We start from the raw sequence: 19,498 nt of genomic DNA on the forward strand, positions 1-19,498 counted from the left end.
AGCATCCAGTGGTCCTGGATGGCGGGATGTCGAACGCGCTGGAGGACCGTGGCCACGACCTGTCCGATGCGCTCTGGTCCGCCCGGTTGCTGAAGGATGCGCCCGGCGATATCGCCGCCGTGCATCGCGCGTACTACGAGGCGGGTGCTGCCGTCGCGACGACGGCCAGCTATCAGGCTAGTGTCGCCGGCTTCGAGCACGCCGGTGTGCCGCGCGACGAGGCAGAGCGGTTGATCGCGAGCAGCGTCGACATTGCCTGCCAGGTGCGTGACGAGTTGGCCGACGATGGGCAGCAGCGCTGGGTCGCAGCATCCGTCGGCCCGTACGGCGCGGTCCTGGCCGACGGCTCGGAGTACCGGGGTCGCTACGGGCTGACCGCTGCCGCACTGCGCGAGTTCCACCTGCCTCGCCTCGAACTGCTCGTCGCGGCCGGGCCCGATATGCTCGCTGTCGAGACGATCCCTGACCTGGACGAGGCGGAGGTCCTCGTCGAACTGCTGGACGAGCTGGGCTTCCCGGCCTGGCTCTCCTATTCCATCCAGGGAGATCAGACCCGCGCCGGGCAGCCGTTGGAGGATGCCTTCGCCGTGGCGGCACGGAGTACGTCGATCGTTGCCGTCGGCATCAACTGCTGCGCGCCGACCGACGTACAGGCTGCTGTTGAGACGGCAGTGGCCGTGACCGACAAGCCGGCCGTCGCGTATCCCAACAGCGGCGAGGCGTGGGATGCAGGCGGTCGTCGGTGGACCGGCGGAGCGTCGGACAGCACGGCCCTGGCGCAGGGTTGGACCGCTGCCGGAGCAAAGTATGTCGGTGGGTGTTGCCGAGTCGGCCCCGACGACATCAACGCCCTGGCCCGGGCAATCTCGCGGCACCTACCTGGCTCCTAGGATCTGGCAGAGCAGGTCGAGGGCACCCGAGTACGCGTGGTCGGGCGGGGTGCCGTAGCCCACGATCAACGCCTGCCGCGTGGACGGGTCCGGCGTGAAGCGGTAGCGGTCGAGCGCCGCCAGCCCCAGACCCTGCCGAGCTGCCCGGGCAACCACCTCTTGAGCATCACCTTGTACGTCGAGCAGCACGTGCAGCCCGGCCGAGATTCCCGCGACGTTCACCTCGGGCGCGCGAACGGCCAGCAACTCGACCAGGCGGTCCCGCCGGCGCCGATAGTGCAGGCGGCTCCGGCGTACGTGCCGGTCATAGTGGCCGGAGGCAACGAACTCGGCGAGTACCAACTGCTCCAGCGTCGCCGTCTGCAGGTCGGCCGTTCGCTTCGCGGCCAGCACGGGCTCCATCAGCCGTTGCGGCACTACCATCCACGCGAGTCGCAACCCCGGTGCGAGGCTCTTGCTCGCAGTACCGGTGTAGGCCACCCGCTCAGGATCCAAGGCCTGCAAGGCGCCAACCGGCTGCCGGTCATACCGGAACTCACCGTCATAGTCGTCCTCGAGCAGCACCGCACCGGTCTCCCGGGCCCACTCCACCGCCGCGCTCCGCCGATCCGGAGCCAGCGGAACTCCAGTCGGCATCTGGTGAGCCGGAGTGAGCAGCGCCGCCTCCCCCGTGAGCAGCTCAGCCCGTACTCCGTGCTCGTCGACCGGAACCGGAACCGGTTCGAGCCCGCGGGACCGGATCACATCCCAGTGCAGGTCATACCCGAACTCCTCTACCGCCATCGTCGTCGCACCCTGGCCGCGAAGGACCTCGCTCAGCAGGTTCAGCGCTTGCACATACCCCGAGCAGATCAGGATGCGTTCCGGATCAGCCCGTACGCCGCGCGCCCGGGCGAGGTAGTCGGCCAGGGCCTTGCGCAGCTCGATCCGCCCGCGCGGGTCGCCGTACCCGAAGGCGTCGTTGGGTGCCGCCAGCAACGCCTTGCGGGCGGCGGCGAGCCACTCGCTGCGTGGAAAGGTGGACAGGTCGGGCGAACCCGGTGTGAGGTCGTAGCGGTACTTCTTTGCTTCGGGCAACGGTTGAGGCGACACCGGCTCGGGTGCCTGCCGGCCGGCCACGACCGTGCCGGATCCCTGCCGGGCGGTCAGCCAGCCCTCCGCGACGAGCTGCCCGTAAGCGTCGGCCACGGTGTTGCGGGCGATCCCGAGATCCTTCGCGAGCGAACGCGACGAGGGCAACCGGGTCCCGGCCGGCAGCCGTCCGGTCCGGATCGACTCGTGCAACGCCTCGACCAGGTCCCCGCGCCCCCGGCTCGACGCGAGCTCCAGATGCAGGTCCGCGCCAGCTCCATCGGCAGAATTGGCCCGTGGATCTTCCATGGAAGTGGACCATACACCTGGGCCGATCTGGCCATAGCGTTGTCTGCATGAGCACAACGACACACCGCCGAGTCAAGATCGCCACCCTGGCCCCCGACTTCTACCAGGCCTTGATCGACCTGGACGCGCAGTCCGCCACCGGGCTGGACCCGCGCCTCGCCGACATCGTGCGGATCCGCGCCTCCCAGCTGAACGGCTGCGCGTACTGCGTGGACATGCACACGCTGGACGCCCGGCACGCCGGTGACTCCGAGCAGCGGATGAACCTGATCGCCACCTGGCGCGAGGCCCGTAAGTTCTACAGCGAGCAGGAGCAGGCCGCGCTGGAACTGACCGAGGCGATCACCCTGATCAGCGTCGACCACGTCCCCGACGAGGTGTACGCGATCGCCGCCGCGGCGTTCGACGACAAGGAACTGGCCCAGTTGATCGGCCTGATCATCACCATCAACGCCTGGAACCGGGTCGGCGTCTCCGGCCGCCTGGAACCCGGTCACTACAGCCCGAGCTGATGAGTCCCGAGCTGATGAGTGCTCAACCGACCCGCGCGGAGAGCTTCCGGGCCCTGCACCACGGAACCACTCCCCTGGTCCTGCCGAACGTCTGGGACCCGGTAAGCGCGCGGGTCGTCGCCGAGGCCGGCTACCCGGCGATCGCCACCAGCAGTGGTGCGGTCGCCCGGGTGATCGGCTACGACGACGGCCAACTGACTCCCCCGGCCGACATGTTCACCGCGATCCGCCGCATCGCCGACGCCGTCGATCTGCCCGTGACCGCCGACATGGAAGCCGGCTACGGCCTGCCTGCCAAGGAGTTCGTCGAGCGATTGCTGGAGACCGGCGCCGTCGGCTGCAACCTCGAGGACTCGGTTGACGGCGCGATGCTGGACCTGGAGCGGCAGGCCGACTACCTGTCAGAGGTCCGAGCGGCTGCCGGCGCGGACCTGGTCATCAACGCCCGGATCGACAACTTCCTGTACGGCGGGGCCGTCGAGGATGCCGTAACGAGAGGCCGGGCATATCGGCGAGCCGGAGCGGACTGCGTCTACCCGATCTTCGCGCCCACCGCCCTCCTGGCGACGCTCGCCGACGGCATCGGCGGTCCCCTCAACGCCCACGCCAGACCAAACGGCCCGACGCCCGCCGACCTCATCGCCCGCGGAGCGACCCGCATCTCCTACGGCACCAGCCTGCACACCTTCGTCACCAACGCATTGCGAGAACTGCTACCCGACCTGACTTGAGAGGCGAAACCGCCTCACCGGGCCTTCCTGCCAGCACGGGAGGCCCGGAGGTTGGCGGCGTTGCCGCAGACGCTGGAGTCGTGCCAGACGCGAGTCTGATTCGGCGACCCGTCGAAGAAACATGCTCCGCAGATCGGTGCAGCGCACGCCTTCAGCCGTGACAGCGAGCCGGCGGCCTGGGCGAGCAGCATCTCGACCGAGATCAAAGCGGCCGCACCCTCCCAGCCTTGCGCCACCGGTTGGTAGTCAACCTGCCCGTCAGCGCGCAGCGTCAGCCCGATGCTCGAGTCCAGCGGCTCATGCGGCCTTCTCCCAGCCGCGTCGACGTGGGCCGCGTTCGCCCGCAGCGACTGCCTCAGCTGTTCGCGCAACTTCCGCAGGGGCAGGAGATCTCGCTGCCGCAAGGAGAGTTCCGGGACCGGCCTGCCGGTAGCGGCAGACCAAGCTGCCAAGGCCTCGCCGAACCAGAAGTCCGCTGTCGGCAGATCCATCAGGTAATCCGAGCCGAGATAGCCCTGGTTCACACTCAATGACGTATTCACCAGGTCCTGGGCCAGTCTGAGCCCGCCCGGCGCCGGCTCAAGTCCGAACCGCCCGACCCAGGACCCCTTGCTCGCCACCATTCCGCCCCCTCCGCCCCCGCTCTTCCTTGCCCCCGCTCCTCCTCGACCCACCGCTCCTCCTCGACCCACCACTCCTCCTCGACCCCGCGCTCTCCCTTGCCCCCCGCTCTTCCTTGAGCCCCGGCCGTCAGCTCGAGCTCTTGGCGCCACTTGGCCGCGACATCGCCAAACGCTCTGGTTCTGTCATCTCCGTCCCCCTCAGCTCGGGGACGATTCTCCGTCCGTCCCCCTTCAGAACCGGGACGATCGAGTTGATCTGGTGGCACCCGAGCCACCCATCGATGACATAGGCAGACGCCATCTGGTTATGTCAGCTGTACATGAGGTGTGGATGGATCAGGCTGTGACACCACCACGCGTGAGTCCGCGCTCGCCGGGTCCGGGAGTCGCGACCGCATGACATAAGCAAACGCCAACTGGTTATGTCACCCGTTCATAAGGTGTGGAGGGTCAGGCGAGCGACACGACCAAGCGTGAGTCAGCGCCCTTGCCGAACTCGGGGTCGCCGCCACGGATGAGGACCGAGTGCTCGACCGCCATCGCCTCATACAGCCGGAACAGCCCCGGCGCGACCAACTCCGTCGACTCGAAGTGTTTCGCCGCCGGCAGGCGACCGTTGTAGAGCGCCACAACCGATTCCAACTCCTCGTCGGGCACTTGCCGAGCCGTCGCGGACATATAGATGGCCTCGGCAGTCCCGACAACCACACGCGAGTCAAAGATCGCGATGCTGACCTCTGCCCGTCCAGCGATGTTCTTCGAGTGCCGCGTCTCCGGCGAGGAGACCCAATAGAACGCGGTGTACTCATGCGGCGTGAAATACACCGGGCTCACCCAAGGCACACCGCTGGCGTCGGCCGTACCGAGCGCCATGTAGAGGTTGTCGTCGATCAGCTTCCGCGCCAACGCGACATGGTCGGTCATCGGTGTCTCCCCTCGTCGAGGCTCAAGACACTAGCCGAGACCGCACAACCGCAACGTTTCGGTTCGACAGGTCGCCCAGGACGAGCAAGTCGGTGCCACAGCGGCCCGAGATGGGTTATCACCCTGCCCAATCTGCCGGGCTAGAGGCGGTTGGCGTGGCGGATGACCTCGACTACGTCGGCCATCATGCCGGTGAGGTCGTAGTCCTTGGGGGTGTAGACGGCCGCGACACCCGCGGACAGCAGCGAGCGGGCGTCGCCCTCGGGGACGATGCCGCCGACGACGACCGGGACGTCCTCGAGGCCGGCTTCGCGGAGGCCGGCGACGACCTGCGGTACCAGTTCCATGTGTGAGCCGGACAGAATCGACAAGCCGACGCAGTGCACGTCCTCTGCGACGGCCGCCGCGACGATCTGCTCGGGCGTCAACCGGATGCCCTGGTAGATCACTTCGAACCCGACATCACGAGCCCGTACTGCGACCTGTTCGGCGCCGTTCGAGTGTCCGTCCAGACCAGGCTTGCCGACCAGCAACCGCAACCGCCCGCCCAGCTCCTCCGAGGTCGACGCCACCTTGGCACGAACCGCGGCGATCGCCTCGCCACCGCCCGAGATCCCGACCGAGCCCGAAACCCCGGTGGGTGCGCGGTATTCGCCGAACACCTCCCGCAGTACTCCGGCCCACTCCCCTGTCGTCGCGCCGGCGCGAACGCAGGTGAGGGTCGCCTGCATCAGGTTGTCCGTGCCCTTCGCCGCCTCGCGCAGCTTCGCCAGCGCGTCCTCGACCGCCTCGTTGTCGCGCTGCTCGCGCCATTTGACCAGAGACTCGAGGGCCGCGGCCTCGGCGGCGGGGTCGACCGTCTGGATCGCGGTGTCGAGATCCGCGGTCAGCGGCGACGGCTCGGTGTTCTCGAACTTGTTCACGCCGACGACGATCTGCTCGCCCGATTCGATCCGCTGCCGCCGCTCGGCGTGCGAAGCGACCAGCGCCTGCTTCAGATAGCCGCTCTCGACCGCGGCGACCGCACCACCCATCGCCTGGACCCGGTCGATCTCTTCCCGTGCGCCGGCGACGAGCTCGTCCACCTTCGCCTCGATGACGTGCGACCCCTCGAAGATGTCGTCGTACTCGAGCAGGTCCGACTCATAAGCGAGCACCTGCTGCATACGCAACGACCACTGCTGGTCCCACGGACGCGGCAGTCCGAGCGCTTCGTTCCACGCGGGCAGCTGAACAGCCCGGGCCCGCGCGTTCTTGGACAGCGTGACGCCGAGCATCTCCAGCACGATTCGCTGCACATTGTTCTCGGGTTGCGCCTCGGTCAGGCCGAGCGAGTTCACCTGTACTCCGTAGCGCAGGCGGCGAGCCTTGGCGTCCGTCACGCCGTACCGGTTGACACAGACGTCGTCCCACAGCCGCACGAACGCCCGCATCTTGCAGGTCTCCTCGATGAAGCGCACCCCGGCGTTAACAAAGAACGAGATCCGCTGCACCACGTCACTGAACCGCTCGGGCGGCACCTGACCCCCGTCGCGAACCCGGTCCAGTACTGCGATCGCCGTCGACAGCGCGAACGCCAACTCCTGCACGGGAGTCGCGCCGGCCTCCTGCAGGTGGTAGCTGCAGATGTTGATCGGGTTCCATTTCGGCACGTTGGAGACCGTGTAGGCGATCAGGTCGGTGCTAAGTCGCAGCGACGCGTCCGGCGGGAACGCATACGTGCCGCGGGACAGGTATTCCTTGACGATGTCGTTCTGCGTCGTCCCCGTGAGCTCGTCCGGGAGCGCGCCCTGCTCCTGCGCCGCGACCTGGTAGAGCGCGAGGAGCCACATCGCGGTGGCGTTGATCGTCATCGACGTGTTCATCTGGGCGAGCGGGATCTGCTCGAACAGAGCGCGCACGTCCCCGAGGTGAGCCACCGGCACCCCGACCTTGCCGACCTCCCCCTTCGCCAGCGGGTGGTCCGCGTCGTACCCGGTCTGGGTGGGCAGGTCGAAGGCGACCGACAGCCCGGTCTGCCCCTTGGCCAGGTTGCGCCGGAACAGCGCGTTGGACTCCGCCGCCGACGAGTGGCCGGCGTACGTCCGCATCACCCAGGGGCGATCCTTCTCGGTCGTCATGTACCCGAGAGTAAGACTGTGTGTGCTTGTGAGTCCGCCCCTCGTGACGGGTGTCACCAGCGGTCTACGTCACGTTCGGAGCCCGGGTCAGGCCGAGATCGGGAGTGGGGTGCGCTCCACGTGGAGGATGCGGTGCAGGCGGGTGACCGCGAGGATTCGGACCACCGAGGGCACCGGATGGCGCAGTACGAGTTGTCGGCCGAGTAGTTGGGTGCGCCGGTGGGTCGCGACCAGTAGGCCGAGGCCGGTCGCGTCCAGCGCATCGACCGCCTCGAGATCGACGATCACGTCGCCCTCGGAGGAGTCGATCAGTTGGTTGAGAGTCTGGCGGACGTCGCCGACCGAACGGACGTCCAGCAGCCCGGCGAGGCGGACCACGTTCTCCTTGTGCCTGATTGCGTTATGGGTCGGTGAGTGCATCCGTGCCCCTCCGCTCTTCCAGCGACCCCCGAAGTACGGCCGCACTGCAGCGTGTGTTGGTAAAGACTCCCTGAGAGGTGTCAGGTTGCCAAGACCTCGAGATCTTCCATTTCGCGAGAGAATGGTGTTCGTGTTCGCGGACGAGTACTTCCTCTTCCCGATCGTCGCACTGGCTTTCGTCGGCGGCATGGTTTTGTTGTGTCGCTGGGCGTTCTCCAGGCCGCGCGGTGGGTCGCTGGTGCGCCGAACTGATCACGCGCCCGCCGATCGCGACACTTTCGGACTACTCGTCGATGTGAAGACGGCGAGCACCTACAACGAGGCACGCGTGAGCGTCTCGATGCTGAAGGATCTCGGCATCCGGGCGACCGCGGCGCGGACCAACGACGGCTGGTCCGTCTACGTCTGGCCCGCCGACGAGGCCTCCGCCCGCGGCTTCCTGGACGCTTCCTGACCCCATCTGTCCTCCGGAGCCGGGCTAGGCGGGACAATGGCACGGATGACGCTTACTGAGAAGCTGCCGGGTTCTACTGATGCTGATGCCCTGTATGACGCCTTTGCCACCTGGGTGGGCGAGCAGGGCATCTCGCTGTACCCGGCGCAGGAGGAAGCGCTGATCGAGGTGATGACGGGCTCGAACGTGATTCTGTCGACGCCGACCGGGTCGGGGAAGAGCCTGGTGGCGACCGGTTCGCACTTCGCGGCGCTGGCGAACGGGAAGCGGACCTTCTACACCGCCCCGATCAAGGCGCTGGTGTCGGAGAAGTTCTTCGCGCTGTGCGACATCTTCGGCGCGGACAAGGTCGGCATGCTCACCGGCGACGCGTCCGTGAACGCCGCAGCGCCGATCATCTGCTGCACGGCCGAGGTGCTCGCGAACATCGCGCTCCGCGAAGGCGACGCCGCCGATGTCGGTCAGGTGGTGATGGACGAGTTCCACTTCTACTCCGAGCCGGATCGCGGCTGGGCCTGGCAGGTTCCGCTACTGGAGATACCGAAGGCGCAGTTCATCCTGATGTCGGCAACCCTCGGCGATGTCGAACGCTTCAAGATCGACCTGAACCGCCGGACCGGCCGGCCGACGGCGATCGTGTCATCCGCCGAGCGGCCGGTGCCGCTGATCTACAAGTACGTCACGACCGCGCTGCACGAGACCCTCGAAGAGCTGCTCACCACCCACCAGTCCCCTGTCTACGTCGTCCACTTCACCCAGGCCGCGGCCCTGGAGCGCGCGCAGGCGCTGACGAGCATCAACGTCTGCACGAAGGAGGAGAAGGAGAAGATCAACGAGCTGATCGGGCACTTCCGCTTCAGCCCGGGCTTCGGGAAAACCCTGCAGCGACTGGTGAAGCACGGCATCGGGGTGCACCACGCGGGCATGCTGCCGAAGTACCGCCGCCTGGTCGAGCAGCTCGCCCAGGCCGGTCTGCTCAAGGTCATCTGCGGCACGGATACCCTCGGCGTCGGCATCAACGTCCCGATCCGCACGGTCGTCCTCACCGCCCTCAGCAAGTACGACGGACGCCGGCAGCGCATCCTCAAGGCGCGCGAGTTCCACCAGATCGCGGGACGCGCCGGCCGGGCCGGATACGACACGTCCGGCACCGTGGTCGTGCAGGCGCCGGATCACGTGGTGGAGAACGTCAAGGCGCTCGCCAAGGCCGGCGACGACGTGAAGAAGCAGCGCAAGGTGCAGCGGAAGAAGCCGCCGGAGGGATTCGTCACCTGGGGCGAGGACACCTTCGACCGGCTGGTCGCGGCCGAACCGGAGGCGCTGCAGTCGCGGATGCGGGTCAGCCACGCGATGCTGCTGAACGTGATCGCCCGCGACGGCGACGCGTTCGCGAGCATGCGGCATCTGTTGCAGGACAACCACGAGGACTCGAAGGCGCAGCTCCGGCTGATCCGCCGGGCGATCCAGATCTACCGGACGCTGCTCACCGCTGGCGTTGTCGAGCGGTTGGATGAGCCGGACGAGAACGGCAGGTCCCTGCGGCTCACGGTCGATCTGCAGAAGGACTTCAGCCTGAACCAGCCGCTGTCCACCTTCGCTCTCGCCGCCCTGGATCTCCTCGACCCCGAAGACCCAGCGTACGCGCTCGACGTGGTGTCGGTGGTCGAGGCGACGCTGGAGGACCCGCGCGCGGTGCTGCTCTCGCAACTGCACCACGCGAAGGGCGAAGCGGTGAACGCGATGAAGTCCGAGGGCATCGAGTACGACGAGCGGATGGAACTGCTCGAGGACGTCACCTGGCCGAAGCCGCTCAACGAGTTGCTAGAGGCAACTTTCGAGATGTACCGGCAGACGCATCCGTGGATCGCGGACACCGGGTTGTCGCCGAAGTCGGTGGTCCGGGACATCTTCGAGCGGGCGATGACGTTCGGCGAGTTCATCGGGTTCTACGGACTCGCGCGCTCCGAGGGCGTCGTACTGCGCTATCTGAGCGACGCGTACAAGGCACTCCGGCAGACCGTGCCACCGCACAAGCACACCGAGGAGCTCACCGACCTGATCGAGTGGCTCGGCGAGGTGGTCCGCCAGACCGACTCCAGCCTGCTCGACGAGTGGGAGGAGTTGACGAACCCCACCACCGAGGAGGTCGTCGCGGCCGTCCCGGTCGGACCGCGCCGGATCACCTTGAACAGCAGGGCTTTCCGGGTGCTCGTCCGCAACGCGATGTTCCGCCGGGTGGAGTTGGTGTCACTGCACCGCTGGGCCGAGCTGGGTCAGCTGGACACGGAGTCCGGCTGGGACGCGGGCCGCTGGGCAGAAGCCGGTACTGCGTACTACGCCGAGCACTCCACGCTGAACACCGGCCCCGCCGCGCGCGGTCCCGCACTGTTCATCGTGGAGGAGCACCCGGGCTACTGGGAGGTGCAGCAAATCATCGACGACCCCGAGGGCAACCACGACTGGCGAATCACCGCGACTGTCGACCTGGACGCCTCCGACGAAGCCGGTGACCTCGTGCTGGAACTGGTCGCCTTCAAACCGCTCTAAGCCTTGGCAGGCCAGTCCACGTCGACCTCGGTGGGCTGGTCATAGTCGACGCCCGGCACGTCGAAGCCGTAGAGGCGGCGGACCTCGGAGTAGAACCACGCGGCGTCGGCGACCTCACCGATGTTGTCCTCGGTCGCGGCTTCCCACTTCTCCCGTACTGCGGCCTGCACGCTCGGGTCCAGCTCCCACCGGTCGAGGCGCAGGCGACCCTCCTCGTCCAGGACCGGCTCGACCTCGCCGGTGAGCTGATCCCACAACGCGATCGACTGCTGGATCGGCGTCTGCATCTTCTCGCCGAGCACCTTGTGCAGCAGGCTCACATACAGCCCGATGCCGGGGATCGCCGATGACGCCTGGGTGACGGCCGCTCCGTTCACCGACGTCCTTGCCTGGATTCCCTTGGCGCTGAGGGTGCGGGCCGTCTCCTCGAGATGAGCCTTGGCCGCACCGATCGAGCCCTGCCGGTAGATCGGCCCGGTCAACTCGGACCCGATGTACGTCAGAGCGACAGTGCTGAACCCGTCCTTGAGCAGCTTCCGCTCCTCCAGGGCATCCACCCAGCGGACCCAGTCCTCGCCGCCCATCACCTGCACGGTCTCGGCCACCTCGGCATCGGTGGCCACCTCGATCTCGACCTCCTGCAGCAGCGGGTTGCCGTCCTCGAAGGCGATGCTCTTGGTCCGGTGTGGCCGGCCGATCGCCTTGATGGCCGACTGGTACGTCGTGTCGGTGCGCGGGTCGACCCGTCGCGGCGCGGCGACGCTGTAGATCAGGTAGTCCACTCCCCCGAAGCGTTCCGCGATCAGATCGAGCACGTCCGCCTTCGTCGTGTCAGCGAAGGCGTCCGCATTGACGAAGTGGAACTCGCTGCCACGCTCTGCCGCATAAGCCGCGGTGGCTGCCGTGCGATACCACCCGGCCGTGGCGGTCCGGCGTACGGTCGGGGCCTTCTCGAAGGACACCCCGACGCCGTCGATCCCGTAACGAGCCAGGCCTGCGAGGGTCGCCGAAAGCCCATAGCCGGAGCTCGAACCGACCACCAGGGCGACCGGGCGCGACTCCAAAGTACGGGCCTCAGTACGGGCCTCGACCTGGTCGGTCAGGTCCTGGACCAGCTGGGCGCACCCGGCTGGATGCGAGTCCAGAAAGAGGAAACCACGGCCGACGGGCTTGATCAGGCGGTCAGTCATGGGCTCGACCCTAGCCTGATCAGTTCCAGTAAAGCTCGGCGTCGTCGGGCTCGAGCGTGACATCAGCCCCTAGGCGGCGGAGGTTGCCCGCGAAGTCGGTGTAGCCGCGGTGGACGTGGTGCGCGGCCGAGACGAGCGTCTCTCCCTCCGCAGCCAGGCCGGCGATCACCAGCGCGGCTCCGGCGCGGATGTCGCTGGCGACCACCGGCGCACCTGACAACCGTGGTACACCCCGTACTACGGCGTGGTGGCCGTCGGTCTGGATGTGCGCGCCTAGACGGGTCAGCTCCTGGGCGAAGGTGAACCGGCCCTCGAAGAGGTTCTCCGTCACCATCGCTGCGCCGTCGCTGACCGCGTTCAAGGCGATCACGAACGCCTGTAGATCGGTCGCGAAGCCCGGGTAGGGCAGCGTCACCACGTCCACCGGCTTCGGCCGGTCGTTCATGACCACCCGGAAGCCGGACTCGAGCACGCTGATCTCGGCTCCGGCCTTGTGCAGCTTGTCGAGCGGCAGTTCGAGGTGCTGGGCGAGACCGTTGGAGATCGTCACGTCGCCCTTGGTGATCGCGGCGGCGAACGCCCAACTCCCGGCCACGATCCGGTCCGGCACCACGACGTGGTCGACCGGTTTGAGCAGGCCGTCCACCCCGGTCACCTCGATCCGCGGCGAACCGGCGCCGTCGATCTGCGCGCCCATCTCGACCAGCATCTTGGCGATATCCTGGATCTCGGGCTCACGGGCCGCGTTCTCGATCACCGTGGTGCCCTTGGCCAGCACCGCCGCCATCATGATCGTCTCGGTCGCGCCGACGCTCGGGAAGTCCAGCCAGACCTCGGCGCCGTGCAGGCCCTGCGGTGCCTCGGCGATGACGAAACCGTGTTCGATGTGAACCTTCGCCCCCATCGCCTCCAGCCCCGCGACGTGCATGTTCAGCCCGCGGGAGCCGATGTTGTCGCCACCCGGCAGCGCCACCTCGGCCTGACCGCACCGGCCGAGCAGGGGTCCGAGCACCGAGATCGAAGCTCTCAGCTTGCGGACGAGCTCGTAGTCACACTGGTGCCCGATCTCGGCCGGCACCGCGATCGTCGCAGTACAGGCGTCCGCATCGACCTTGACCGAACAACCCAGGGTGTCCAGCAGTTGGGCCATGAAGGTGACGTCCAGAATGCTCGGCACCTGCCGCAGCGTCGTCGTTCCCTCGGCCAGCAAAGCCGCCGCCATCAGCTTCAGCACGCTGTTCTTCGCGCCTGCCACCTCGACAGCGCCTTCGAGCCGTGCCTCACCTGCGATCCGAAACCGTTCCACCCGCCGACTGTATCTGCTGCGCGTCTCGGGCCTGCGTAGAGTGCCTTGACATGGCTGTGAACTTGACGCGGATCTACACCCGGACCGGCGACGCCGGCGAGACCCGCCTGGGCGACATGAGCAAGACCACGAAGACCGATCCGCGGCTGGCGGCGTACGGCGAGGTCGACGAGGCGAACTCCTCGATCGGCGTCGCGATCGCAGCGGGTTACCTGAACAGTGCACTCGTGCTGCTGCTCACGCGGATCCAGAACGACCTGTTCGACGTGGGCGCCGATCTGTGTAACCCGATCACCCAGAGCCCGGAGTACCCGCCGCTGCGCATCACCCAGGAATACATCGACCGGCTGGAATCCTGGTGCGACGAATACAACAACCGGCTCACCAAACTCCGCTCGTTCATCCTCCCGGGCGGTACGCCGGGCGCTGCGTACCTGAACGTTGCACGCACAGTCACCAGGCGGGCCGAACGAGCCGGCTGGGCAGCTGTCGAGGCCCACGGTCCGACCGTCAACCTGCTCGCGCTGACCTACCTCAACCGCCTGTCCGATCTCCTCTTCATCCTCGGCCGGGTAGCCAACCTCTCCTCCGGTGGCGACGTCCTCTGGGTCCCCGGCGGCGACCGCGAGGATCAAGGCTGAACCGACCAGCTCAGCCCGCGATCCACCGAGCGCCGGGCTTCGTAACGGGCCCCGCATCAACTGAGCGTGACAGATTTGCGTCGGAGCGTATTCGAACATAGTATCGATTTATGAGCAGACGCCCCGATCAGCCGACGGACGGGCAGCTGCGCCCGGTGCCGCAGCTGAGCGCGCGTCCACAGCTGAAAAGCTTGTCGCGGCACGACGTGGAGAACGACCCCCACCGCGGATCCTTGCTCTATGAGGCGGTGGTGTTCCAAGACACCTCTGAGCTGAGCGATCACGGCTGGCTCGACCGGCTCGAGGCGATCGTCCGGCTCAGAGCTCGCCTCGCCGCTCTCGAAGCCGAGACCGTCGCCGGGTTCGACGACGCCCTGCATGGTGTTTCGGCGGATCTGGGACACCGGCACCCGGAGCCGGGTGACCGGGACGCGACCGCGGGCGAGCGTCGCTGGATCGCCGGTGACCTGCGGTCGGTCGCCGACGAGGTTGCCCTGATACTCACCCTGCGCCGGGGACACGCGACAACTCGGATCCACACCTCCTGCGAGCTGGTGCACAACTTTCCCGCCACCCTGCACGCGTTGACCGAAGGCGAGCTGACCGAGCGGGCCGCGTTCACGATCGTGTCCGAACTGTCGGTGCTGGACGACATCGATGACATCCGTGCCGCCGAAGCCGCCATCCTGGATTGGGCCCGTACCCATCCGCTGGTGGACATCAAGAAGGCCTGCCGTCGCGAGGCCGCCCGCCGATCCCCGGCCGCGACCGACAAAGCCCACCAGCGCGCCCGGGACGGACGTTCGGTGCGGATGTACGCCGACGATCTGGGTGGCGCTGACCTGATCCACAGCCAGGACGCCGTCGACGCCGCCGCTGTGATGACCAGCCTGTCCCGCGCCGCCGCCCATCGCCGCCGCCACGGCGACACCCGCACCATGGACCAGCTCCGCGCCGACATCGCCCTGGCCCGTCTCCTCCCCCGCACCAAGCAAGCCGGCGCCGACCCGGTCGACATCCCTGAGGCTGCCAACGACCCGTACGGCGCCCCTGGCCGCGACGCCGATCACGGCGATCACGGGATGCATCAGCAGGACGGTCAGGAGCACGACGTTCAGGAGCATGGCGAGGGCTCCAGCGATCGTGATTCCGACGCGATGGACGGGGCGGCGGCGGTCGGGGCCGAGGCGACGGTTGTCATCCACGCGACTGGGGCTGAGGTGCGTGCCCTGATCAACGGGGAGGAAGGGACCGGCGGGGAAGCTGACCACCACGGGCCGATCCCACAGAGCTCGCTGCGCAAGCATCTCCTCAGAGCCCTCGCGCAAACCCTCCTGCCGAACCTGCCCACCACCCCCAGCAGCTCACGCCCAGGCGCAGCGGTTCACCGCGCCCGCACCACGACCGGCAAGAGCGGCGAGCTACGCGCGAGCAGCGAAAGCAGCGAGGTAGGCGGGACGTGCGGTGGTTCACGGATCGAGCTCCGGGTCACCGACCAACCACCCACCAGCGATCCCAACAGCTACACACCGTCAGCCGCAATGGACAGGTATGTCCGGCTGCGAGATCGGACCTGCCAGTTCCCGGGCTGCAACCGGCCCGCGGAATTCACCGACCTCGACCACCGAGTCGCGTTCGCCGCCGGCGGGCGAACCACCGCGGCCAACCTGTGGTGCCTCTGCCGGCACCACCACCGCCTCAAGCACGAAGGCGGCTGGCTGCTCCACCCGAACCGCGACGGCACCTACACCTGGACCAGCCCCACCGGTCGTCGCTACCGCAACAACGCCACCGATCCCTAGCCAAGCCGGCCTCGCTCAGGGGCGGGTACGGGTGCGGTATTGGGTGGGAGTAGAGCCGACCAGGCTGCGGAACCGGCGGGCGAAGTACGTCGGGTCGTCCCAGCCGACCGCTGCGCCGACGCGGGCGGCCGGTAGGTCTGAGTGGGCCAGCAGGGTCGCGGCACGCTCCGCACGCAGCCGGGCCAGGAATCCCAACGGGCTCAGTCCGGTGTGCCGCCGGAAGAGCCTGCTGAGGTAGGCCGGATCCAGGTTGACTGCCTCGGCTAAGTCATCCAGCCGCCACGCCTCGGCCGGCGTCGCATCCAACCGCGCGACCGTTGCCGCCACCGCAGGATGAACCACCTGCCCAGCTGATGCCGGCTTGTCCACGCGTCCATCGGCCAAGATCCCCAGCACCGTCACCAGCCTGCCCAGGACGCGCCCTGGCTTCCCGGCCGCGGGTCTGTTGTCGAGGTCGTGCGTCAGTTGAGTGATCTCCCCGATCGCCTCGTCGGCGGCTTCCGGTTCGACCTGCATCGTGCCCACCCCATGAGGTCCACGGGCGACCGGTGCGGTCCACAGCAACTCGCGCAGCAGCGGGATCTGCTGGAGCGCGGACAACTCGGTTCGCAAGCTCTGTGCCGACACGCAGCAGTTGGCGACGACGAGATCAGAACACTGGCGAAACGCATGCCAGGCGCCGGGCCGAAGAACGACCACGTCGCCCCGCCCCACCGGGCGGTCACCCTGACTGGTGGTGTGCCGACCGGCTCCCGTTCCAACCACGGCGATCTCGAGAAAGTCGTGCGCATGCGGCTCGACGCCCGCATCCAGCCGGTGTACTCCGCCCCAGACCGGACCGCCGAGGAACAACTGCGACTCGTGCAAGGTCGTCCGCATGTCCGAATCGTACGACCACTCGCCAGGATCAGCCTGGCCAGCTGCTCGGCCGGGGAACGAACCTGGAGAGGTCAGTCACACAGCTCACAGGAGACCGATCACCATGAAAACGTCCACCCAGCAAGAAATCACCGATGCCGCAGCGACGCCCAGCGCGCAGTACTGGTCCGATCTCGGAGCCGACGGCCGCGTGCCAGAGCAGCTGGTCGAGTCCTACCGGCAGAACGGGTTCGTCCGAGTTCGCGGGATTCTCACTCCGCAGGAAGCGACGCGGTTCAGCGACCGGGCGGCCGGCTATCTGGAAGAACACCGGGCCGAGCGCCTCCAGCAGGACAAGATCTTCAGCCAACTGGTGAACGTCTGGCAGCACGACGAAACGCTGCGAGAACTCACCTTGCACCCACGCATCGGACGGATCGCCGAGCAGCTGGCCGGATTCGACCTGCGCCTGTGGCACGACCAGATGCTGGTCAAGGAGCCGAGGAGCAACGCGGCCACCCACTTCCACCAGGACCGCCCCTACTGGCCGCACGCGAACGACCAGCTCCCCCTGTCAGCCTGGATCGCGCTCGTTGACGTACCACCGGAGCGCGGCTGCATGACCTTCCTGCCCGGCACCCACGCCCGCACCGACCTGCAACCCCAGAACCTCAGCGAGGAAGAGGACCTCTTCACCAAGGCGCCCGACCTCCGCTGGACCCACCGCGTCACCGTCCCCCTCCGCGCCGGCGACTGCACCTTCCACAGCGGCTACACCGCTCACATGGCCCTCCCCAACACCACAGACCAAGCCCGCCTCGCCCACGTCAACATCTACATGGACCGACACACCACCTACTCCGGGCGGCCCCACATCGTCACCGACCCGCTCCAACTAACAGCCGGAGACAACCTCGCCGGGGACACCTTTCCCCGCCCATGGGCAAGCTGAACAGACTGGGTTCAGCCCAGGTGCCAGTTCAGAGGCATGGTGAGGACGCCGGTGGGTGGGAGGCCCAGGGCGGTGTAGATGGAGGTGGCCAGGCCGTCGGGGGTCCAAAGTTTCGCGGTGGCCGCGAGGTCCTCGGTGGATTGCGGCGGCCTCAGGCGGGCCAGGAGGGAGCGATGCGGAGCTATTGCGATGGCGATGTGGTCCCGGTCCAGACCCGCGCGGCGACAGGCGACCTGGAGGGCGTGTTCGAAGCCGCCCAGCTCGTCGACCAGGTGGTGAGCGTGGGCGTCCGCGCCGGTCCAGACCCGGCCGCGGGCAAGGCGTTCCAGCTCCGCCTCGGGCATTCCGCGATCCTGGGCCGCCTTCGCCACGAAGTCCGCGTAGATGCGGTCGAGGGTCTCTTCCAGCCGCGCCCACTGCTCCGGCGAGAACTCCTCCTGGGCCGAGTACATCCGCGCGTTCTGCCCTTGCGAGACAGCCTGCTGCGAGATGCCGATGCGGCCGAGCGCATCCCTGACGACGGGCTTACCGGAGAGCACGCCGATAGATCCGGTGATCGTCCCTGGTTGAGCTACAACCACATCAGCGGGCATCGCCACGAAGTAGCCGCCCGAGGCCGCCACACTCCCCATGGACGCGATCACCGGTCGTCCGCTGGCTCGCAGCCGCAGCACCTCGTGGCGGATGGCGTCCGACGCGACATACGAACCACCAGGGCTGTCGACCCGCAGTACGACGGCTTTGACCTTCTCGTCGTCGGCGACAGCGCGCAGAGCGGCGCCGATGGTGTCCGAGCCTGAGCGCGGTCCCCCTAGCGGTCCACCGCCGGAGTTCCGGCCGACCATGATGCCGCCGCTGATCCGGATCACCGCTACGACAGGCTTCTGGGGCCACGGCAGGCGGTCTCGGACCTCCCGCACCGTCCGAGGACCCCGGCGTACATAGCGCTCGGCAAGCAAGGCTGTGGTCTCCCCGAGGCTCTTGCGCAGGGCGTCGTACACGTCTGATCTGTAGCCGAGCTGATCGACCAGCCCAGCTTCGCGACCGGCCTCGGACGACAGCGGCGCGCTGTCGATGCGCTCCCGCACCTTGGCCGGATCGAGCCGCCTGCGTACTGCGATGCCCTCGACGATCTGCTCGTACGCCGACTCGGCCAGGCGTGTTGCCATCTCTCGCGCCGGCGGGGTCATCTCTTTCTCGGTGAAGGTGTCCACCGCGGTCTTGTACTCCCGGCGCTTCCCGAACTGGGGAATCACGCCGACCTTGTCCAGGGCCCCACGGACGAAGGTGGCCTGGACGGAGACCCCGGTGACGCCGAGTTCCCCCGACGGCTGGACCCAGATCTCGTCGAACGCGGTGGCCAGGTAGTACGGCACGGTCCCGGCGCCGACCTCCCCGAACGACTCGGTCCAGGCGACGGCGGGCTTCCCCGACGCCCGGAAGTCGGCAACCGCCTCGCGGAGATCCTGTACCTGAGCCAACGACATCGCGGGCCCACCCAGATGCGCCACCAGCCCCACCACCGCGTCATCCTTCAACCCCTTGCGCAGGGAGGACACGAGTTCACGGAGCGTAGGCAGATGTCTGGCCCTGAACGCGGCCAACGGCGATGCGGGCGGCGTCTCCAGCACACCCCGGGTCAGATCCAACTCCAGCAGAATGCCCGTCATACACCGACCTTAGTCAGGACGAGCAAAACCTACAGATAGGTCTGGGTGCTGGGTGGGGCGGATTCCATCCAGGCGAGGACGCCGGTGAGGGCTTCTTCGGTCATCGCGAAGTGGACGGTTCGGTCACGGAGGTCGGCGTCCACGATCACGTGGCCGGCGTAGGTGACCAGGGGCTCGTTACCCATCGGGCGGCGGGTGGTGACCCCGTCAAGCTGGCGGCGGTTCACCGTCAGCTTCGGCCACCAGGCCAAGCTGAAAACGCGAAACCACTGGAGGTCGTCCCCGACGTACCGGGCCAGGCCCAGCGCCCAGCCGCGCCCGTGGTCCTTCTGGGCCAGTTGCAGGCTGCAATCAAACGTTCCGCCGTCCCTGGACAACCAGCGACGGCGGAACGCGAAAGCAGCAATCAGCAGCACGGCGGCAAGCAGACAGACCCCGACCACATCGAGGACTGTCCTCATATTTTGCCGACCTCATT

General features: G+C 67.7%; 18 protein-coding genes. 8 read left to right on the top strand and 10 right to left on the bottom strand.

All coding sequences use genetic code 11. The features are described 5' to 3' along the window. Positions 1-8 precede the first annotated feature (8 nt). On the top strand, positions 9-890 hold the full coding sequence (gene mmuM, locus ABD210_RS03710) for a homocysteine S-methyltransferase (RefSeq protein WP_344108963.1): 882 nt from the start codon (positions 9-11) through the stop codon (positions 888-890). On the opposite strand, the gene pdxR is transcribed toward mmuM, so the two are convergent. After that, positions 876-2,270 carry a MocR-like pyridoxine biosynthesis transcription factor PdxR gene (gene pdxR, locus ABD210_RS03715; RefSeq protein WP_344108694.1) on the bottom strand — a complete coding sequence of 465 codons (1,395 nt, stop codon included), beginning with the start codon at positions 2,268-2,270 and terminating at the stop codon, positions 876-878. The genes mmuM and pdxR overlap by 15 nt on opposite strands. A 47-nt stretch (positions 2,271-2,317) precedes the next feature. On the opposite strand from pdxR, the gene ABD210_RS03720 reads away from it, so the two are divergent. Then, positions 2,318-2,782, top strand: a complete 465-nt coding sequence (locus ABD210_RS03720; protein WP_344108696.1) for a carboxymuconolactone decarboxylase family protein — start codon at positions 2,318-2,320, stop codon at positions 2,780-2,782. A 14-nt stretch (positions 2,783-2,796) separates the two neighbouring features. Beyond that, the gene (locus tag ABD210_RS03725) at positions 2,797-3,513 is read left to right on the top strand and encodes an isocitrate lyase/PEP mutase family protein (protein WP_344108698.1); all 717 of its coding nucleotides are present in this window, start codon (positions 2,797-2,799) and stop codon (positions 3,511-3,513) included. Between the two features lie 14 nt (positions 3,514-3,527). Here the strand turns inward: ABD210_RS03725 and ABD210_RS03730 are convergent, their stop codons facing one another. From ABD210_RS03730 to ABD210_RS03745, 4 genes are all read right to left on the bottom strand, one after another. After that, positions 3,528-4,136 carry a CGNR zinc finger domain-containing protein gene (locus ABD210_RS03730; RefSeq protein WP_344108700.1) on the bottom strand — a complete coding sequence of 203 codons (609 nt, stop codon included), beginning with the start codon at positions 4,134-4,136 and terminating at the stop codon, positions 3,528-3,530. Positions 4,137-4,586: 450 nt separating this feature from the next. Continuing rightward, positions 4,587-5,060 (bottom strand): pyridoxamine 5'-phosphate oxidase family protein, encoded by a 474-nt coding sequence (locus tag ABD210_RS03735; RefSeq protein ID WP_344108702.1) that lies wholly within the window; start codon positions 5,058-5,060, stop codon positions 4,587-4,589. 140 nt (positions 5,061-5,200) lie between these two features. Next, positions 5,201-7,180, bottom strand: a complete 1,980-nt coding sequence (locus tag ABD210_RS03740) for a protein meaA (protein ID WP_344108704.1) — start codon at positions 7,178-7,180, stop codon at positions 5,201-5,203. An 87-nt stretch (positions 7,181-7,267) separates the two neighbouring features. After that, positions 7,268-7,600 carry an STAS domain-containing protein gene (locus ABD210_RS03745; protein ID WP_344108706.1) on the bottom strand — a complete coding sequence of 111 codons (333 nt, stop codon included), beginning with the start codon at positions 7,598-7,600 and terminating at the stop codon, positions 7,268-7,270. A gap of 121 nt (positions 7,601-7,721) precedes the next feature. Here ABD210_RS03745 and ABD210_RS03750 point away from each other — a divergent pair, with 121 nt between their 5' ends. Beyond that, positions 7,722-8,054 (top strand): hypothetical protein, encoded by a 333-nt coding sequence (locus tag ABD210_RS03750; RefSeq protein WP_344108708.1) that lies wholly within the window; start codon positions 7,722-7,724, stop codon positions 8,052-8,054. 45 nt (positions 8,055-8,099) lie between these two features. Continuing rightward, a complete protein-coding gene (locus ABD210_RS03755; protein WP_344108710.1) occupies positions 8,100-10,601 on the top strand; it encodes a DEAD/DEAH box helicase in 2,502 nt (833 codons plus the stop codon). Here ABD210_RS03755 and fabV read toward each other — a convergent pair. Then, the gene (fabV, locus tag ABD210_RS03760) at positions 10,598-11,791 is read right to left on the bottom strand and encodes an enoyl-[acyl-carrier-protein] reductase FabV (RefSeq protein ID WP_344108712.1); all 1,194 of its coding nucleotides are present in this window, start codon (positions 11,789-11,791) and stop codon (positions 10,598-10,600) included. The genes ABD210_RS03755 and fabV overlap by 4 nt on opposite strands. A gap of 19 nt (positions 11,792-11,810) precedes the next feature. Then, entirely contained in the window at positions 11,811-13,097 is a 1,287-nt protein-coding gene (murA, locus tag ABD210_RS03765) for a UDP-N-acetylglucosamine 1-carboxyvinyltransferase (protein ID WP_344108714.1), read from the bottom strand. Between the two features lie 50 nt (positions 13,098-13,147). Here murA and ABD210_RS03770 point away from each other — a divergent pair, with 50 nt between their 5' ends. Beyond that, positions 13,148-13,738, top strand: a complete 591-nt coding sequence (locus tag ABD210_RS03770; protein ID WP_344108716.1) for a cob(I)yrinic acid a,c-diamide adenosyltransferase — start codon at positions 13,148-13,150, stop codon at positions 13,736-13,738. 110 nt (positions 13,739-13,848) lie between these two features. Next, positions 13,849-15,540 (top strand): HNH endonuclease signature motif containing protein, encoded by a 1,692-nt coding sequence (locus tag ABD210_RS03775; RefSeq protein ID WP_344108718.1) that lies wholly within the window; start codon positions 13,849-13,851, stop codon positions 15,538-15,540. Positions 15,541-15,555: 15 nt separating this feature from the next. Here ABD210_RS03775 and ABD210_RS03780 read toward each other — a convergent pair whose 3' ends face one another. Further along, positions 15,556-16,419 (bottom strand): AraC family transcriptional regulator, encoded by an 864-nt coding sequence (locus tag ABD210_RS03780; protein ID WP_344108720.1) that lies wholly within the window; start codon positions 16,417-16,419, stop codon positions 15,556-15,558. A gap of 103 nt (positions 16,420-16,522) precedes the next feature. Between ABD210_RS03780 and ABD210_RS03785 the strand changes: the two genes are divergently transcribed. Further along, positions 16,523-17,350, top strand: coding sequence for a phytanoyl-CoA dioxygenase family protein (locus tag ABD210_RS03785; RefSeq protein ID WP_344108723.1), 828 nt, complete (start codon positions 16,523-16,525; stop codon positions 17,348-17,350). A gap of 11 nt (positions 17,351-17,361) precedes the next feature. Here the strand turns inward: ABD210_RS03785 and sppA are convergent, their stop codons facing one another. Next, complete coding sequence (gene sppA / locus ABD210_RS03790) at positions 17,362-19,020, bottom strand: signal peptide peptidase SppA (RefSeq protein WP_344108726.1); 1,659 nt, start codon at positions 19,018-19,020, stop codon at positions 17,362-17,364. 29 nt (positions 19,021-19,049) lie between these two features. Continuing rightward, complete coding sequence (locus tag ABD210_RS03795) at positions 19,050-19,481, bottom strand: DUF2550 domain-containing protein (protein WP_344108728.1); 432 nt, start codon at positions 19,479-19,481, stop codon at positions 19,050-19,052. Positions 19,482-19,498 lie beyond the last annotated feature (17 nt).

Origin of the sequence: Kribbella alba, assembly GCF_039529635.1 — a bacterium.
Taxonomy (GTDB): domain Bacteria; phylum Actinomycetota; class Actinomycetes; order Propionibacteriales; family Kribbellaceae; genus Kribbella; species Kribbella alba.

Excerpts from the sequence above, each read along its gene's own strand:
- pdxR (WP_344108694.1), bottom strand. The coding sequence starts at position 2,270 with ATGGAAGATCCACGGGCCAATTCTGCCGATGGAGCTGGCGCGGACCTG.
- ABD210_RS03720 (WP_344108696.1), top strand. The coding sequence starts at position 2,318 with ATGAGCACAACGACACACCGCCGAGTCAAGATCGCCACCCTGGCCCCC.
- ABD210_RS03725 (WP_344108698.1), top strand. The coding sequence starts at position 2,797 with ATGAGTGCTCAACCGACCCGCGCGGAGAGCTTCCGGGCCCTGCACCAC.
- ABD210_RS03730 (WP_344108700.1), bottom strand. The coding sequence starts at position 4,136 with ATGGTGGCGAGCAAGGGGTCCTGGGTCGGGCGGTTCGGACTTGAGCCG.
- ABD210_RS03735 (WP_344108702.1), bottom strand. The coding sequence starts at position 5,060 with ATGACCGACCATGTCGCGTTGGCGCGGAAGCTGATCGACGACAACCTC.
- ABD210_RS03740 (WP_344108704.1), bottom strand. The coding sequence starts at position 7,180 with ATGACGACCGAGAAGGATCGCCCCTGGGTGATGCGGACGTACGCCGGC.
- ABD210_RS03745 (WP_344108706.1), bottom strand. The coding sequence starts at position 7,600 with ATGCACTCACCGACCCATAACGCAATCAGGCACAAGGAGAACGTGGTC.
- ABD210_RS03750 (WP_344108708.1), top strand. The coding sequence starts at position 7,722 with ATGGTGTTCGTGTTCGCGGACGAGTACTTCCTCTTCCCGATCGTCGCA.
- ABD210_RS03755 (WP_344108710.1), top strand. The coding sequence starts at position 8,100 with ATGACGCTTACTGAGAAGCTGCCGGGTTCTACTGATGCTGATGCCCTG.
- fabV (WP_344108712.1), bottom strand. The coding sequence starts at position 11,791 with ATGACTGACCGCCTGATCAAGCCCGTCGGCCGTGGTTTCCTCTTTCTG.
- ABD210_RS03770 (WP_344108716.1), top strand. The coding sequence starts at position 13,148 with ATGGCTGTGAACTTGACGCGGATCTACACCCGGACCGGCGACGCCGGC.
- ABD210_RS03775 (WP_344108718.1), top strand. The coding sequence starts at position 13,849 with ATGAGCAGACGCCCCGATCAGCCGACGGACGGGCAGCTGCGCCCGGTG.
- ABD210_RS03780 (WP_344108720.1), bottom strand. The coding sequence starts at position 16,419 with ATGCGGACGACCTTGCACGAGTCGCAGTTGTTCCTCGGCGGTCCGGTC.
- ABD210_RS03785 (WP_344108723.1), top strand. The coding sequence starts at position 16,523 with ATGAAAACGTCCACCCAGCAAGAAATCACCGATGCCGCAGCGACGCCC.
- sppA (WP_344108726.1), bottom strand. The coding sequence starts at position 19,020 with ATGACGGGCATTCTGCTGGAGTTGGATCTGACCCGGGGTGTGCTGGAG.
- ABD210_RS03795 (WP_344108728.1), bottom strand. The coding sequence starts at position 19,481 with ATGAGGACAGTCCTCGATGTGGTCGGGGTCTGTCTGCTTGCCGCCGTG.